This is a genomic window from Bacillus sp. 1NLA3E (assembly GCF_000242895.2).
Lineage (GTDB): Bacteria > Bacillota > Bacilli > Bacillales > Cytobacillaceae > Bacillus_BU.
In genome coordinates this window covers 2,601,653-2,616,640 of the sequence record NC_021171.1, presented here as the reverse complement: position 1 = coordinate 2,616,640, position 14,988 = coordinate 2,601,653, and the positions used below count along the sequence as shown (strand labels likewise).

General features: G+C 35.8%; 13 protein-coding genes and 1 pseudogene. 11 read left to right on the top strand and 3 right to left on the bottom strand.

Features of this window, described 5'->3' with window-relative positions; all coding sequences use genetic code 11:
* Positions 1 to 102: 102 nt before the first annotated feature.
* Positions 103 to 1,566: an Msr family ABC-F type ribosomal protection protein gene (locus B1NLA3E_RS12390; protein ID WP_015594176.1), complete on the top strand. Its 1,464-nt coding sequence runs from the start codon at positions 103 to 105 to the stop codon at positions 1,564 to 1,566.
* 200 nt (positions 1,567 to 1,766) lie between these two features.
* On the opposite strand, the gene B1NLA3E_RS12385 is transcribed toward B1NLA3E_RS12390, so the two are convergent.
* Positions 1,767 to 2,267: a CBO0543 family protein gene (locus B1NLA3E_RS12385; protein WP_015594175.1), complete on the bottom strand. Its 501-nt coding sequence runs from the start codon at positions 2,265 to 2,267 to the stop codon at positions 1,767 to 1,769.
* A 453-nt stretch (positions 2,268 to 2,720) separates the two neighbouring features.
* On the opposite strand from B1NLA3E_RS12385, the gene B1NLA3E_RS12380 reads away from it, so the two are divergent.
* The 7 genes and pseudogenes from B1NLA3E_RS12380 (at position 2,721) to B1NLA3E_RS12350 (ending at position 10,670) form a co-directional block, all read left to right on the top strand.
* Positions 2,721 to 3,425 carry a response regulator transcription factor gene (locus B1NLA3E_RS12380; protein WP_015594174.1) on the top strand — a complete coding sequence of 235 codons (705 nt, stop codon included), beginning with the start codon at positions 2,721 to 2,723 and terminating at the stop codon, positions 3,423 to 3,425.
* The gene (locus tag B1NLA3E_RS12375; RefSeq protein WP_015594173.1) at positions 3,422 to 4,414 is read left to right on the top strand and encodes a sensor histidine kinase; all 993 of its coding nucleotides are present in this window, start codon (positions 3,422 to 3,424) and stop codon (positions 4,412 to 4,414) included. Before B1NLA3E_RS12380 ends, B1NLA3E_RS12375 begins: the two co-directional genes overlap by 4 nt.
* A gap of 342 nt (positions 4,415 to 4,756) precedes the next feature.
* Positions 4,757 to 5,355, top strand: a pseudogene (locus B1NLA3E_RS12370) (undecaprenyl-diphosphatase).
* A gap of 113 nt (positions 5,356 to 5,468) precedes the next feature.
* The gene (locus B1NLA3E_RS12365; RefSeq protein WP_015594171.1) at positions 5,469 to 6,236 is read left to right on the top strand and encodes an ABC transporter ATP-binding protein; all 768 of its coding nucleotides are present in this window, start codon (positions 5,469 to 5,471) and stop codon (positions 6,234 to 6,236) included.
* The gene (locus tag B1NLA3E_RS12360; protein WP_015594170.1) at positions 6,211 to 8,151 is read left to right on the top strand and encodes an FtsX-like permease family protein; all 1,941 of its coding nucleotides are present in this window, start codon (positions 6,211 to 6,213) and stop codon (positions 8,149 to 8,151) included. The genes B1NLA3E_RS12365 and B1NLA3E_RS12360 overlap by 26 nt, the downstream gene beginning before the upstream one ends.
* Before the next feature lie 139 nt (positions 8,152 to 8,290).
* Positions 8,291 to 9,685, top strand: coding sequence for a hypothetical protein (locus B1NLA3E_RS12355; protein WP_015594169.1), 1,395 nt, complete (start codon positions 8,291 to 8,293; stop codon positions 9,683 to 9,685).
* A gap of 58 nt (positions 9,686 to 9,743) precedes the next feature.
* Positions 9,744 to 10,670 (top strand): aldo/keto reductase, encoded by a 927-nt coding sequence (locus B1NLA3E_RS12350; RefSeq protein WP_015594168.1) that lies wholly within the window; start codon positions 9,744 to 9,746, stop codon positions 10,668 to 10,670.
* Between the two features lie 79 nt (positions 10,671 to 10,749).
* Here B1NLA3E_RS12350 and B1NLA3E_RS12345 read toward each other — a convergent pair whose 3' ends face one another.
* Complete coding sequence (locus tag B1NLA3E_RS12345; RefSeq protein WP_015594167.1) at positions 10,750 to 11,121, bottom strand: hypothetical protein; 372 nt, start codon at positions 11,119 to 11,121, stop codon at positions 10,750 to 10,752.
* Between the two features lie 628 nt (positions 11,122 to 11,749).
* Here B1NLA3E_RS12345 and B1NLA3E_RS12340 point away from each other — a divergent pair.
* Positions 11,750 to 12,253: a DinB family protein gene (locus B1NLA3E_RS12340; RefSeq protein ID WP_015594166.1), complete on the top strand. Its 504-nt coding sequence runs from the start codon at positions 11,750 to 11,752 to the stop codon at positions 12,251 to 12,253.
* Between the two features lie 21 nt (positions 12,254 to 12,274).
* Here the strand turns inward: B1NLA3E_RS12340 and B1NLA3E_RS12335 are convergent, their stop codons facing one another.
* A complete protein-coding gene (locus tag B1NLA3E_RS12335; protein WP_015594165.1) occupies positions 12,275 to 13,162 on the bottom strand; it encodes a LysR family transcriptional regulator in 888 nt (295 codons plus the stop codon).
* Between the two features lie 228 nt (positions 13,163 to 13,390).
* Between B1NLA3E_RS12335 and B1NLA3E_RS12330 the strand changes: the two genes are divergently transcribed.
* The gene (locus B1NLA3E_RS12330; protein WP_015594164.1) at positions 13,391 to 14,500 is read left to right on the top strand and encodes a tubulin-like doman-containing protein; all 1,110 of its coding nucleotides are present in this window, start codon (positions 13,391 to 13,393) and stop codon (positions 14,498 to 14,500) included.
* A gap of 173 nt (positions 14,501 to 14,673) precedes the next feature.
* Positions 14,674 to 14,913: a hypothetical protein gene (locus tag B1NLA3E_RS12325; protein ID WP_041580496.1), complete on the top strand. Its 240-nt coding sequence runs from the start codon at positions 14,674 to 14,676 to the stop codon at positions 14,911 to 14,913.
* Positions 14,914 to 14,988: the final 75 nt, after the last annotated feature.

Sequence of the window (14,988 nt, the reverse complement as noted above, 5' to 3'; positions counted from 1 at the left end):
ATAACACCAAGGATTTTATTCCCGTTACTCTCAAATCACAGGCAGATAGCCTGTGGTTTTTTTCGTGAGAAAAAGACCATGACTAACTGGAGGTTGAGAAGAATGGAAAAGGTATATATCGAGTTAGAAAATATTGAACTGTCATTTTTAGATAAATTAATTTTATATATCCAGCGGCTGTCAGTATATCAGTTTGATCGAATTGGGTTTGTTGGCAAAAACGGGGTTGGAAAAAGTACGCTATTAAAGCTAATGAATGGTCAAATTTTACCGGATAAGGGTCATGTAAACCGTTTTGTGGATTTTGCCTATTTTGATCAATTAAAGACACCTGTTGAAAAAGATGTGGATTATGAGTTGTTAGGAAAGCTTGCTATCCCTCAAACAGAAATTGAAAACTTCAGTGGAGGGGAACAAACACGGATGAAACTAGCTGAATTATTCTCCACCTATCATGAAGGTTTATTAATTGACGAGCCGACCACTCATTTGGACGAAGCTGGTATCCAATTCTTGATTGAGAAATTGTCTTATTATCCTGGTGCACTTGTCCTTGTAAGTCATGATCGTTATGTATTAGATAAACTAGTCACGAAAATTTGGGAAATAGAGAACGGAACTGTAACGGAATATCCAGGGAACTATTCAGATTACGTTGCCCAAAAAGAGCTTCAGCAAAAGCAACAACAAGAACAGCATGAAAAGTATGTTAAAGAAAAAAGCCGACTTATGAAAGCTGCAGAGGAGAAAATGAAAAAGGCTGACAAAATAACCCAGGCGAATGGCCATATCAATAAAAAGGAAACGAAAGCAAAAGCAAATAAGATGTTTATGACCAAATCAAAGGATACAAGCCAAAAAGCGGTTCAACGTGCAGCAAAAGCGATTGAACAACGCGTTGAACAACTCGTTGAAGTGAAGGCGCCAGAGGAGCAAAAAACACTTCATTTTCATCAACCAATAGCCTTGCAGCTCCACAATAAATTCCCAATAATGGCTGATCGAATAACGTTAAAGGTAGGGGACAAAACCCTTCTCAACGAAGCGAGTTTCCAATTCCCATTAGGTAGGACCATCGCTATCACGGGAAATAATGGCTCAGGGAAAACAACCCTCCTTCGCCATATTATAAACAAAGGAGAGGGGATGATTATTTCTCCCAAGGTTGTATTAGGATCATATGAACAATTGGGATACCAATTTAATAAAAATGAAACTGTAATGACATTTATGAAGGAGAGAAGTGACCACCCTGAAAGCAAAATACATGAAGTCCTTTATGAAATGAACTTTACAGGAAATGATTTGAAAAAGAATGTTTGTAATTTAAGTGGTGGTGAAGCGATTCGTTTAGTGTTGTGTCAATTGTTTTTGGGAAGATACAATGTACTACTTTTAGATGAACCAACTAATTTTTTGGATGTTTTATGTATTGAAGCATTAGAACGCTTTTTAAAAGCTTATGAGGGTACCGTTATCCTCGTTTCGCATGACCGTAGGTTTATTAATCGTGTTGCAGATTGTACCTTTGTGATTGAGGATCAGCAACTAAAATTAAGAAACTGATTTGGGAAAGAAGCAGAGGAATTTTAATATAAAGTAACATCTCTACCAAAATGAAATTAAGCCTAAAAAAGAGACAATCACTCACATTTATAGAGGTTGTCTCTCTATGTTCTTCTTGTATTTTAGATATTGTTTGCACGATGATTATGAGGTAAGAGATTATGCCGCATCCTTCGAAGAAGCATTATTGCAAGTTCTTTTTATTCTGAAGCAATTGAAGGATTGTGAATTTTTGTATCTAAAAAACGAATTCCCTCAATGCATCCTTTAACAAGCAAAAAAGTAAACGAATAAACACCAAATGTAATATAGCTATTCCAGCCCTTATGATATTTGACTAAATCCGTATTTTTTTCAAGCCAATTTTCAAAAAGTGTCAACGGACCGCTAAAAAGGAAAACACTCAAAAATGTTTTTAATGGCCTCATCTTATCAGTTAATTGATTATATATAACACATGATAAAGGGAACAATATATATAAAAACACAATGTTGGAATCAAATAATTTAGGGAAGTAGCGATGTGGATATTGCAAATATTTTGTCCTTATTACTGGTCCATCAATTATTGTAGAAACTAAAGTTTTTAACAAATAAATTAGAAACCAGTCCTTTAAATCCCCTTTTCTTCGTAATAAAAAAAATATGCTGCCGCCAACCCCAGCTATAGTCATTAAGTTCAATATCGTTCTGTCCTTCATATATGCACCTCCTAAAAATAAGATATCCTTTTTCAAAATGTATTATGAGCTGAAACCGAACGCCATGTTTTACCAATGAGGGCAACCCTTATAAATGAAGGTATTTGGTATTTATTTGCTATATTTTTAGAATTTCTCCGCTTATATTTATTAGGATCTTGTCCAATTCAAAAGGTGCTAAATTTTTCTTTGTTCAGATTGTTTTTCTTTGATAAGATCGTTTATATAAAAGGCTGTGTTAAAGCTCAATGTTGATTTTTTGCACAATGTTGATTGCAGTGGAAGGCGCGAGACTCCTGCGGGAGCAGCGGGACAGGTGAGACCCCGCAGGAGCTTTAGCGACGAGGAGGCTCACCGCCCGCCCCGCGGAAAACGAAGCGACTGGAAATCAACATTCTAGATTGACAGAGCCATATAAAAAAGAAGACTGTATGATTGTTGGAGGGGTTTTTAGTGAAAAAGATCTTGATAGTCGAAGATGATGCCAAGATTGCTGAACTAATTCATACGTATCTTGAAAGGTACGGTTATCAAGGTAAAATTGTAAATGAATTTGACCAAGTGCTTAATCAATTTCAGCAATTTCAACCGCATCTGGTTTTATTAGATATTAATCTGCCTACTTTTGACGGTTATTACTGGTGCCGACAAATTCGAACCGTGTCAACCTGCCCGATTATTTTCATCTCAGCCCGAAGCGGGGATATGGACCAAGTTATGGCATTAGAAAATGGTGGGGATGATTACATATCAAAACCTTTTCATTATGAAGTGGTGATGGCAAAGATTCGCAGTCATTTACGCCGTGTATATGGGGAGTACGCACCAAAATTTGCTGAGCGTACAGTTGAGCTGGAAGGACTTATTCTATATCCTGAACGATTGGAAATAACCTTAGAGGGAAGAACCTCCATTTTAACAAAAAAAGAAGCGGATCTTTTGGAGATGTTTTTGAATAGTTACCCAAGGATAATGAGCCGTAATAAAATATTAGAAAAATTATGGGACGACCAGGTTTATGTCGATGACAATACTGTCAGTGTGAATATGACAAGGCTGAGAAAAAAATTAGCTGAACTTGGAATTGAAGATGCGATTGAAACTGTTCGGGGCGCAGGTTATCGCTTAAGCCAAACATGGAAAAAGGGAGCTGTATGAGGTTATTTTTCCGTCAACACTTCCCACTGATCACCTTCTCACTGCTCCAAATCGCGCTGGTTATCTTAGTTTTCTGGTTTAGCGGTTTTAAAAATATCATGATTATTGGTTACGCTGTTTTCCTAGGGGCTTGTGTACTTATTGCCTATCTTGTTTATCGTTTTGTAAGCCAGTCCTCTTTCTATGACAAGCTAACAAAACCTCCTAAAAATTTAGAGGAATCGATTACCATAACCGGCCATACCCCGCTTGCAGAAGCAATGGATAATTTTATCGTTAACCAGTACCGTCAATATCAAGACCAATTGGCGAAATGGGAGGTGAAGCAACAAGATCGGATTATCTTTATGAATCAATGGGTTCATCAAATGAAGACGCCACTATCTGTGATCGAGTTAATTATCCAAGGTGAAGATGATCCACGTTTTGAAAGCATTGCAGAAGAAACGCTCAGGTTGCGAAAAGGTTTAGAAATGGCCCTGTATACCTCCCGATTAGATACATTTACTGAAGACTTTTATGTGGAAGAGATGACTCTGTTCGATGTCATTGATAAGGTAATAACTGAAAACAAACAATTTTTTATCCGAAACTATGTGTATCCAGAATTGAAAGTAGACCGTACTTTAAAAATTAGAACGGATGCCAAATGGCTCCGATTTGTGCTGGATCAATTATTAACCAATGCAATTAAATATTCTGCGGGAACTCGACAGAAGATAACCATTACTTCTTTTGCGAAAAATAATGCAGTTTATCTTGAAATAAAGGATCGGGGTGTAGGAATTCCAGATACCGATTTACCCCGCGTATTTCAACCATTTTTCACCGGGGAAAATGGCCGAATTTTTAAGGAATCAACAGGAATGGGTTTATTTTTAGTGAAAGAAGTACTGGAAAAACTAAATCATGAAATTACGATCGAGTCTGAGGTAGGAAAGGGGACGACCGTTCGGATTATTTTCGCCCGAATGAATGATGTTCATTGAATTCACTACAAAAAACAAGATAAAGCTAGGCAAAATGCATGTGACATCTCCACATGTATTTTTGTGTTGGTAGAAATTCTTAGTGAAAAACAATATATCAGTAAGAAATCAAATATATCGGCAAAAAACCAAATATATCAGCAAAAAATCAAATATATCGGCAAAAAATTAAAAAAACAAATATATCGGTAAATTGACTTATATTGGAAATTCACCTCAAACATCAGCCACTTTCTCCAAACCTTTCGATGCTGTCACCTTCATGAAAGAAAAATCGATAGGAGCTTTTCCAAAGTCGCGATATAGTCACCTTATTAGAAAAATAATGAGGAGAATGAACAAATGAAATTGTCAGAAGTGAATATATCTTGGTTTCGTACCATTAATGATTTAGGAAAACAACATCCATTGTTTAATCCTATTTTTGAATTTTTTGCTGAGTACACGGTGTATATTTTATCTATCGTAATTTTTTACTACTGGTTTACTCGTGGTAAAGAAAATCGCTTAATGATTTAAATGCATCTTTTTCATTCCTTCTTGCTGAAGTAGTTGGGAAGCTCGCAGGGGGCTTATATTCAAACAAACAGCCTTTTGCAGAACTAGCAAATGTCAATCAATTAATCGAAAAGAGCATAGACAACTCATTTCCAAGTGACCATACGATTTTGTTATTTTCGATGTGTTTTTCGATATGGCTGGTACGAAAAAAAACAGGTACCCTTTGGTTGGTACTTGCGCTTTGTACTGCCATTTCTCGGATTGGTGTTGGTGTTCATTATCCGTTTGACGTCCTTACTGGAGCCCTGCTTGGAATTTTGGCTGCTTTAACTGTAAGTTGGTTGACTACAAGATTTCATTTTACGCATCAATTGCTTTATTTTTATGAAAAAGGGGAACAAATCTTTCTCCCAGCAAAAAATCAATCAAAAGACGCTTAAAAAGAAATATCTTACAACGATGTAAGAAAACTGAAAGGTTAATCGATAGGTGATTACCTTGAATTTGGGTAGACTGGGCGTAGAAATGGTAAACATTAAAGGGGAAGAGAACAATGGAGATTCTTAAGGTTCAAAAACTAACGAAAATTTACAATGGCAAGGTTTCATATACAGCATTAGGTGGAATCAATCTCACAATAAAAAAAGGTGAATTTGTCGGGATCATGGGGCCATCAGGAAGCGGAAAAACGACGTTGCTAAATGTCATTTCAACAATTGATACACCAACATCGGGACAAGTTCTAATTAATGGAGAGAACCCACATACATTAAAGCCAGAACAACTCGCAGCATTTCGGAGACAGCAATTAGGATTTGTATTTCAGTCATTTAATCTATTACCAACGCTTACCGTTAAAGAAAACATCCTATTACCATTAACTTTGGATGGCACAAACCTGGCCGAAATGAACCGAAAGCTTGATGACATTGCTATCAAGTTAGGAATCACTGAGATCCTTAATAAACGAACATATGAAATATCCGGAGGGCAAGCGCAGCGGACTGCGATTGCTCGGGCAACGATCCACCGTCCGCAGCTATTACTAGCCGATGAACCGACTGGGAATTTAGATTCAAAGTCTGCACGGGATGTAATGGAACTGTTAAAAAAGCTTAACAAAGAGGAAACAACGATGATGCTTGTTACCCATGATCCTATGGCTGCAAGCTACTGTAGCCGTGTCATCTTTATTAAGGACGGGGAACTCTATAACGAGATTTATAACGGGGATAACCGACAAGTGTTTTATCAAAAAATCATCAATGTCCTATCGCTGCTGGGAGGGGATACCCATGACTTTTCGACAGTTCGCATTTAACAATGTTGCAAGAAACAAACGTGTCTACATAGGGCATTTCCTTAGCAGTACCTTCGCGGTAATTATTTTTTTCACCTTCGGATTGATCGCTTATCACCCAGCATTAGAGGGGAATATTACTGAGGTTAACGCAACGATGAACACGTTGGGTAAAGGTGGATTCCAAGTTTCACAGTACATTATCTACATTTTTTCGATCTTCTTTATCTTATATTCTGTCAGTTCATTTTTGAAAAAAAGAAAGAAGGAATTTGGGATCCTTATGATCCTTGGCTTGTCTCCAAGGCAATTCACTCGCCTTGTATTTTATGAAAATATTATCATTGGAGCGCTAGCGACAGTTGTAGGCATCGGAGTTGGCTTGATTTTTTCAAAATTGATTTTACTAATTAGCGCATCGGTACTAACCTTAGAAAAAGGATTACCATTTTACTTCCCAGCCAAGGCGATCACCACAACAGGAATCAGTTTTATGCTTTTGTTTGTATTGATATCGTTCTTTACCTCTAAAACGGTGAGGGTATCGAAACTCGTGGATTTGATTAAGTCAGAAGAAAAGCCAAAACCGGCACCGCGGGCATCGATTTGGTTAGCGGTGTTTGCGGTAATCCTCATTATGGCTGGATACCTTGTAGTATTTTACTTTGCTTTGGCTTTGAACAAAATGTCTTCTACCGAAATGTTTAGTTATATGGCTGTTGTGGTGGGCTTAGTTGTCTTAGGGACTTACTTTTTATTTACCCAATTAAGTGTTTATTTTTTAAAAGCAATGAAACAAAGAGATCGTCTGTTTTTCAAGAAAACAAATATCCTTTCCATCTCGGAACTTGTGTATCGAATAAAGGACAATGCCATTACATTCTTTTTAGTCGCGGTTATTTCGGCCGTTGCGTTTACAGCGATTGGCACTTCATCAGCGGTTGGGGAGGTATTGTTGCATCAACTAGACCTTACCTATGCAATAAAATACGATTCAACCGTAAAAAATGATCTTGAACAAAAGCACCTTATAGAAATTAAGAAAGAGCTTGAAAAGGAAAAGATTCCATATACGCTCATTTCTACCTCTTACCAAGTACTTAACCAGAACGTGATGAAATTGTCAGAGTACAACAACTATGCAAAGAAGCTGGGTTACAAACCATCGTTGTTAGAAAATGAAAATGAAGCAATTGTCATCCAGGGATTAAGTTCTGCTGGAGGACCAAAAAAGGGGGAGGCAGTACAACTGAAACAAGGGCTAAATAAAGTACAAATTCGAAAGGTCATCTCGAACAGGTACTTTGCCAATTATATGCCTTGTTTCGTTATTGCTGATTCTTTGTATACTGAGATGCTTAAGGTTTCTAATGATAAAAATAACCAAGACTTAACAGAACATCATCGTTATGGGTTTCTCATTAAAGATTGGAAAGGAACTCATGATCTAGCTGAAAAACTAAGTGCTAATATAGACTCTAAAGCGGAACATCCAGATTATTTTGTTTCTTTTTTACCTATACAGTGGCAATATTTAAAGCAGTTTAACGGAATTTTTTCAATTTTGACTGTCCTGGTTGGGATTGTATTCTTCGTTTTCGCATCAAGTTTTCTCTATTTTCGATTATTTACTGATTTAGAAAAGGATCAGGAGAAATACCGAATGTTATCAAAGCTTGGTTTAAGTAAGAAGGAATTAAATCGGGTCGTAACACGTGAAATGGGCGTTCTGTTCTTTCTTCCATTTATTGTTGCTGTCATTCATAGCAGTGTTGCCTTTGTGGCGTTGCAGCAATTAGTTGGGCGAGCGGTCGGGAATATATCCCTTACTCAAAACTTTGAATTTGTCCTAGTTAGTTTTTTAATTTTTCATCTTGTCTACTTTTTCATTATGAGAAGATCGTACTTAAAACAGTTATACAGAGCAATCTTTTAGAAAAGGAGCGATTTTCGCTCCTTTGAAAAGATGCACAACTCAATCTACAGAAATTATCAACAAATCATTAGTCATTTATTTATAACAAGATTTTTGGTATATTATGTTATAGTTGTAGAAATGAGAGGGGGTATACGGTATGAATGAAGACCAATTCTTACTGTATGATCATCAAAAGCCAATTTTATTAAAAGCAGAGAAAATTTCATTCTATTTACAGGGTGAAATAATCGAAGCATTTACAGAAAACAATGAGGTTTATTATCTAATTTTTTATAAATATCAGTTCCTTACTGCGGTAAAAGCAATAAGACTCCGTCGTAAATCATATATCGAGGACTCTTTTAAAAAAGGTATGGTTTTTAATGCTCCCCATCCGTTTATAAATGGATTACTTTCATCTAACGCCCCGTTAAAAATAATCAGTTTCCAGCCACTAATAAAAAAACTTGATAGGCTGTACACTCCGCAAGAAAAATCCTTTATTCTTACCTTCTTTGAATCGTTTTTTCCAAAAAAGCAATTGTTTGAGCAGATTAATTCTGTGTTTTTTGAATATCGTCGGAATGGACAGATGTTTTTAGGATATCGAATTATCCGCATTTTAATGGATTTTGCCCCAAAACATAGTTTGGTCAAACAGCTTGCTAATGACTCAATGTTCAATAAATATGCAGATTTATACAATCAAAAATCTGAAAAACTGTTTGCAAAAGATCTCATTTTTGCTGAAAAAACACTGTATGCCCAGAAAGATAACGAAGAATGTTTTCAACAACTTGTAGCACTTATGGAAAAAGAATCCCGCTGGATCGATTTGAGTTCTTTATTGATTTACAAATTATCGCAAACCCCTTCAATTGATTATTATCAACTCCTACTAGACCAACTGGAGAAGCATCTAAGCGAAAATGAAACGGTGCAAATCCTAGAAAAATTATCCAACGACTTACCATCATTCCTTCCTTTACAAAAAGAATTATTTGAGAAATATGTAAAAAACTTTAAAATTGAAAAAGTACTGAACATGATGAATTCCTATCACTTTCAACTAAATAGCTCTCAGGTCCAAGCACTTGGAGATATCTTAGATTGTGTAGATTCAGAAGGACAATCGTTTCAACCAGAGGTGCTAAAGGACTTATTGAAATCGTATATAGACTTTTTCCCAGAAAAGGCTGAAATTCTTCTTAATAAATACGTCATTTCATTACTGAAAACACATGAGTTAGATTACATTAAGGAATGGCTTAATCCGTTTATGAAAAACCATCAGTGCCTTAAAATATTTGAAAAAATCGACACCATGAAAAGACTTAATGAAGATCTTGACCAAATGCAAACGCTGGGAGAACTGTATGTGGAATTTGGACAGTTCGAAAAAGCGATTGAATGTTTTAGCTGGGAAATGGAATTAAAACCAACCAATACAAAACCACTACAATGGTTATCTAAAATCTACCGAGAAATGGGAATGAATCACGAAGCAGATGCTTTTCGTGAGCTGTGTATTGATATACAAAAATGGGCATAGGAGGATACAATTGTTAAAATATGTGCAAGGATTTTTTTAATGGGAGATGAATACTAAAATGGAAAAACTAATGCGTTTAGGTAAAACCGATTTAATGGTCAATCCGATTGGTTTAGGAACCAATGCTGTTGGAGGTCACAACTTATTTCCAAACCTTGATGAAAAAGCAGGACGTGATTTAGTTAGGACAGGGTTGGCTCACGGGGTTAATTTTTTAGATACAGCGTTCATCTATGGTCCAAAGCGTTCAGAAGAAATCATTGGTGAAGTTGTAAAAGAAACAGGGAATCGTTCAGATATTGTCATCGCCACTAAAGCTGCTCATAAAATGGTTGGGAATGATGTTTTAATTGATAATTCGCCAGCTTTCTTAAAACAATCAGTGGAAGAGGGTTTGAAACGGCTGCAAACGGACTATATTGATTTATTCTACATCCATTTTCCTGATCAAGATACGCCAAAGGATGAAGCGGTGGGGGCATTAAAGCAATTAAAAGATGAAGGGAAGATTCGTGCAATCGGTGTATCTAATTTTTCCATTGATCAGTTAATAGAAGCGAATAAAGATGGCTACGTCGATGTTTATCAGGGCGAGTATAACTTATTAAACAGAGATGCTGAGAAGGAATTGTTCCCTTATGTAATTGAAAAAGGTATTTCATTTGTGCCATATTTTCCGTTAGCCTCCGGATTATTAACAGGTAAATATGACTTAAACACCAATTTGGCTGAAAAGCGTGGGAAATTCTTTCAAAAAGAAATCTATGAACAAACGATTCGAAAAGTAGACCAAATTAGAGATATAGCTAAAGCAAGGGATGCAGAAGTGGCCCACGTTGTCCTAGCATGGTATTTAACACGCGAATCCATTGATGTCGTCATACCAGGAGCAAAAAAAGCCGAACAAGTCCTACATAATCTTAAAACTTTAGCTGTTCATTTATCAAAAGAAGAAATTCAACAAATAGACCGGATTTTTCAATAGTAATTTTTAAAAAAAGAAACTCCTTTGGTTAAAAAATTAAACCAAAGGAGTTTCTTTTGTCTATGCTCATGAACATAGTTTACTTTGAGTAGGAAGCCCCTACTAATTTTATCGGGTTCAAACCTAGTATTAAACAGCTAATATTAGTGTAACCTGTATGCTTGAACTTAGAAAAAATTTGTTTTAACGCTGGGAAATCACTGCTGCGTTTTAATGATCGCAACTCTTTCTTATACAAACGAAGCACAGATTCATGCACCGAATTTGGAGTATATTGGTCTGCATCCTCATCCATAATTAAAGCACCCATGTAGTGAAATTTAAAATTTAGTGCCCGTGTAAGATAAACCACTTCCAAAAGTTTTTGATAAAGGCTTTCATTGTCCTTTTTTAAATCCTTAAGGGCGTCATTGGCGGCCTCTAACTCATTGATACTACAAAAAGTAACCACAAATTTTCCTCCCTTATTTTCTAAGTTTTTGTGAAAATAAACTTAGCTCAGTTGTCTAGTTATTATCACCCAAATATTTATTTTCGCAAAATTTTATATTTTTGAAATAATAAATTTGTCTGAAAATAAGTGTACCTCGCATTGTTGATCATGTAAAATGGTTATATTTTATCGATTGCATAGCTTTTATCTATGTAACCGTAACCATCTGAATATTTCATTCGAACAGGACTTTATTCATAGACAAATTGTGGAATTTTCATAGAAAAAGAGTTCCGGCTTAGCCCAAATTAGTTCCCAATCCCTATAATTTCATTAGATATTATTATTGAGTAATGATAGGAAATTCACAAATTATGGGAGGGAAGAATTAAGCTAAAAAATGGAAAACACTTACTCACATTATTTGAATATAGAATATTTGGAAAATTCACTTTACCTTTTTTATGTAGAATGAATGGATTGAATGACAATTGTCGTTGAAGAATTGGTTGCAAAAAATCAAAGCTTCCCCTTATGGATTATTTGCAAAGTTCTGCTAAGAATTTTCCATCTTCCTAAGACATAACTTATATTAATACAAAATAGTGTGATTTTTACGGATTATTCTATTTGAGGGAGGTATTTCATGAGTGAATTATATAATGACAAACTGGTCGAAACGAGAAATAGACTGATTCATGAAATTAAATTATTAAATAATGATGAATTTAATAAAAGGTATGGGAGTAATAGGTGGAGTGTAGCCCAAGTCTGTCATCACTTAGTTTTAACAGAAAAAATATTTGCAAAAGTAATTGAACTTGGACTAAAAAGAAATGATAGTAATAAAACGGAACGTAAAAACATTAACCATATAAAGGATAGAACAAAAAAGATAGTAGCACCTGAAATAGTTAAACCAAATTCAGAGACAATGGAGCTTCAGCAAGTCATTCATTTGTTAAATGACTCGAGAAATGAATTTTTGGATGTACTTAGTACTGTGAAAGACGAGTCCAAATTAGCAGGAAAATCTGCAAAACACCCCATCTTTGGGGATCTTCCCTTAGATCAATGGATTGAATTACTATATTTGCATGAACAACGCCATATTGAACAAATAAAAGAAGTAATAGAAAATACCAGATAATTAAAATAATCATTTAGTGTCTTAATGACCAATTTTTAGCTGTTCTATCGTGAACTGGAGCCATTCTTTTGTTACATAAGACAAATAGTGATTTTTCCCCCAGATAATAGCTAGGCTCCAACTGATGGATGGATTTTTCACCTTGACTGACACCACATTTTCACCTAGATTGTTGCAAACACTTTCTGGTAAAAGAGAAACACCGAATTTATTTGCAACCATTTCTTCTATAAAGGAGAGACGTGCACTTTCTGAAATAATATGCGGATTAAAGCCAACAGAATTACAGGAATGAATAATGCGGTCGTTAAGAACAAAATCTTTATTAAACAATATTAAAGATTCATTTTTTAAATCAACTAAATTAACTACCTCTTTTTCGGCAAGAGGGTGTGAGAGGTGAAGAATAAGCTTTAGATCTTCTTCCATAAAAGCAAAATGCTCAAAAGTCTCCTTTTTTGTAGGAAGAACGATGACACCTGCGTCAAGTAGATTATTCCCTACATCTTCTTCTATTTTCTTCGAACCAGATTCTTCAAATTGAAAAGTGATCCCAGGATATTGTTCGTGAAACATTCCAACAATTCTAAGGAAATCGTGGGCATTAAATATTGGCGGCAATCCAATCCGAATGTGGCCTTTTTTTAGCCCTGTAAGGTTATCAATTTCCGTTTTTAAATTCTTAAAGGCTTTGTCTATTAATTTAGCTTGCTCCAAAATGGTCCTTCCTGCATCGGTTAGGACTAATTCCTTTCGGGATCGGTCGAACAGAACCACTCCTGTCTCCGTCTCAAGGTTTTTAATCATTTTACTAATTGTTGGCTGAGTGATAAACAGGTGGTCCGCAGCAAGGGAGAAACTATTGAACTTTGATACTTCAATAAAATACTGTAAATGTTTGATATCCAACCTCGTACACCCCTTTTAATTTATTTGTGGGGATTAATGTCCTTATTATTTTATCAAAGCTTTCAGAAATAGGGTATTTTGGAGCCTCCATCCAGTAAGGGGAAACTTCAAACGTTTTTCATAGTAATAATCTGGCTTTTTCATGAATAAAAATGATTTGAATACGTATGTTTACCATTCTAATACTTAAACCCGAGTATTATTTAAGCAAGATAGGGAGGGAATCTGGTGAAATCAATCGGAATCTTAGGGGTAGGTCAAGCAGGTGGTAACATAGCTGAAATAGCATCAGTGTTGGGCTTTCAAACCGCCCTTATCAATACAAATCAACGTGATGGCATAGTGAATACAAAGGTAGTAAAGAGGTATTTTGTCCCCGGTTATAGCGGTGCTGGCCAAGATCGCTCATTAGGATTAACAGCTATTTCTGATCATTATAAAGAGATAGTTGATTTTGTAAACAAATCCTTTAAAAATATAAATTTATTATTGGTGGCATTCTCAACTGATGGTGGTACAGGTTCGGGGATGAGCCCTCCGTTAATTGATTTATTAACGGATCAGTTTCCAGGCATTAAGATAGGGGCCATTGCAATTGTACCAGAACGAAACGTTTTGGCTGGGAACCGAATCAATACTGCAGAGTGTATCGAAGAGCTTTCGAAAATAGAAGCGATATCTTCTGTGTTCCTAGTAGATAATGACCAAATGCGCAAAATAAATCCACAATCAAGCAAACAACAGATCTACCTTTCTACAAATCGTCAAGTGATGGAAGCAATTAACCATGTCCTAAGAGTAACGCAAAAGAGTTCTTTATTTGGAAACTTTGATGAGACAGATCTAATGAATATCCTAGGGACAAGGGGAGTAACCATTATCTCTTCGACGCCTATTACTGACGCTAAAACAACCTCAGATGTATCTTCTAAAATTCAACTATCTTGGGCTAATTCTATTTTCTGTCCAGTTGAATCACAAGGGGTCATCCGAGCGGGTCTCATTTATGAAGGACCAGAGAATATTTCGAAACTTATTAATGTCCCATCGGTCTTTGAAAGAATAGGAGAACCTTTGCAATTATTTGAAGGGACCTATATTTCTGAATCAGATCCTACTATTACCACTATTCTCTCAGGATTATCCTTCCCGTCTCGACGCCTGCTATCACTTGAAGAATCGTTAGAGAAAAATAGAGATCGTCTGCAGAATTTAGTCAAAAAAGAGTATACACAGCATTATCAATCAAGAGTTTCCTGGGCATCCGATTTAAAATCCAAAAGACCTGAAAGGCAAGTAGGCTCACTATCTGCAAAATTAGGTAAGTACCAGAAATAAGGTGAGGGTTCTTTTTCCACTTTTCCTACATTTGAAAGTGAAAACACCCAACTCAAATTCCATACAGTAAATATCGAGAGTGTGACTTTTGATATATGGGTTTAATTGTCTCTATGATATTTTTATATTATCAATAAAGAAGATACCAAAGAGACATACATGGAGGGTTACAAATGAGTTGTGGTTGTGGAAACTTTACGGATGGAAAAGCAATTGTTGATCATGTGAAAAGCAAGGAAAAAGAAAATTTTGTACCAACAGTAGAACATGAAATTACGTGTGAGTGTGGGGAAACCTTTGTATTAAAAACGGTTATTATGAACTGTCCAAAATGTGAAATGACATATGCAGTAACGCCCTGTAGTTCAGCTGATATAAACAACGTGAAGGCTGCCGGCATAAAATACGCTTAATTAAATAGTAAAGTGAAATGGGGCAATCATTCGATTGTTTCAAAAAAGGCTCTTTTCTAAAAGATTGTTGTTTTT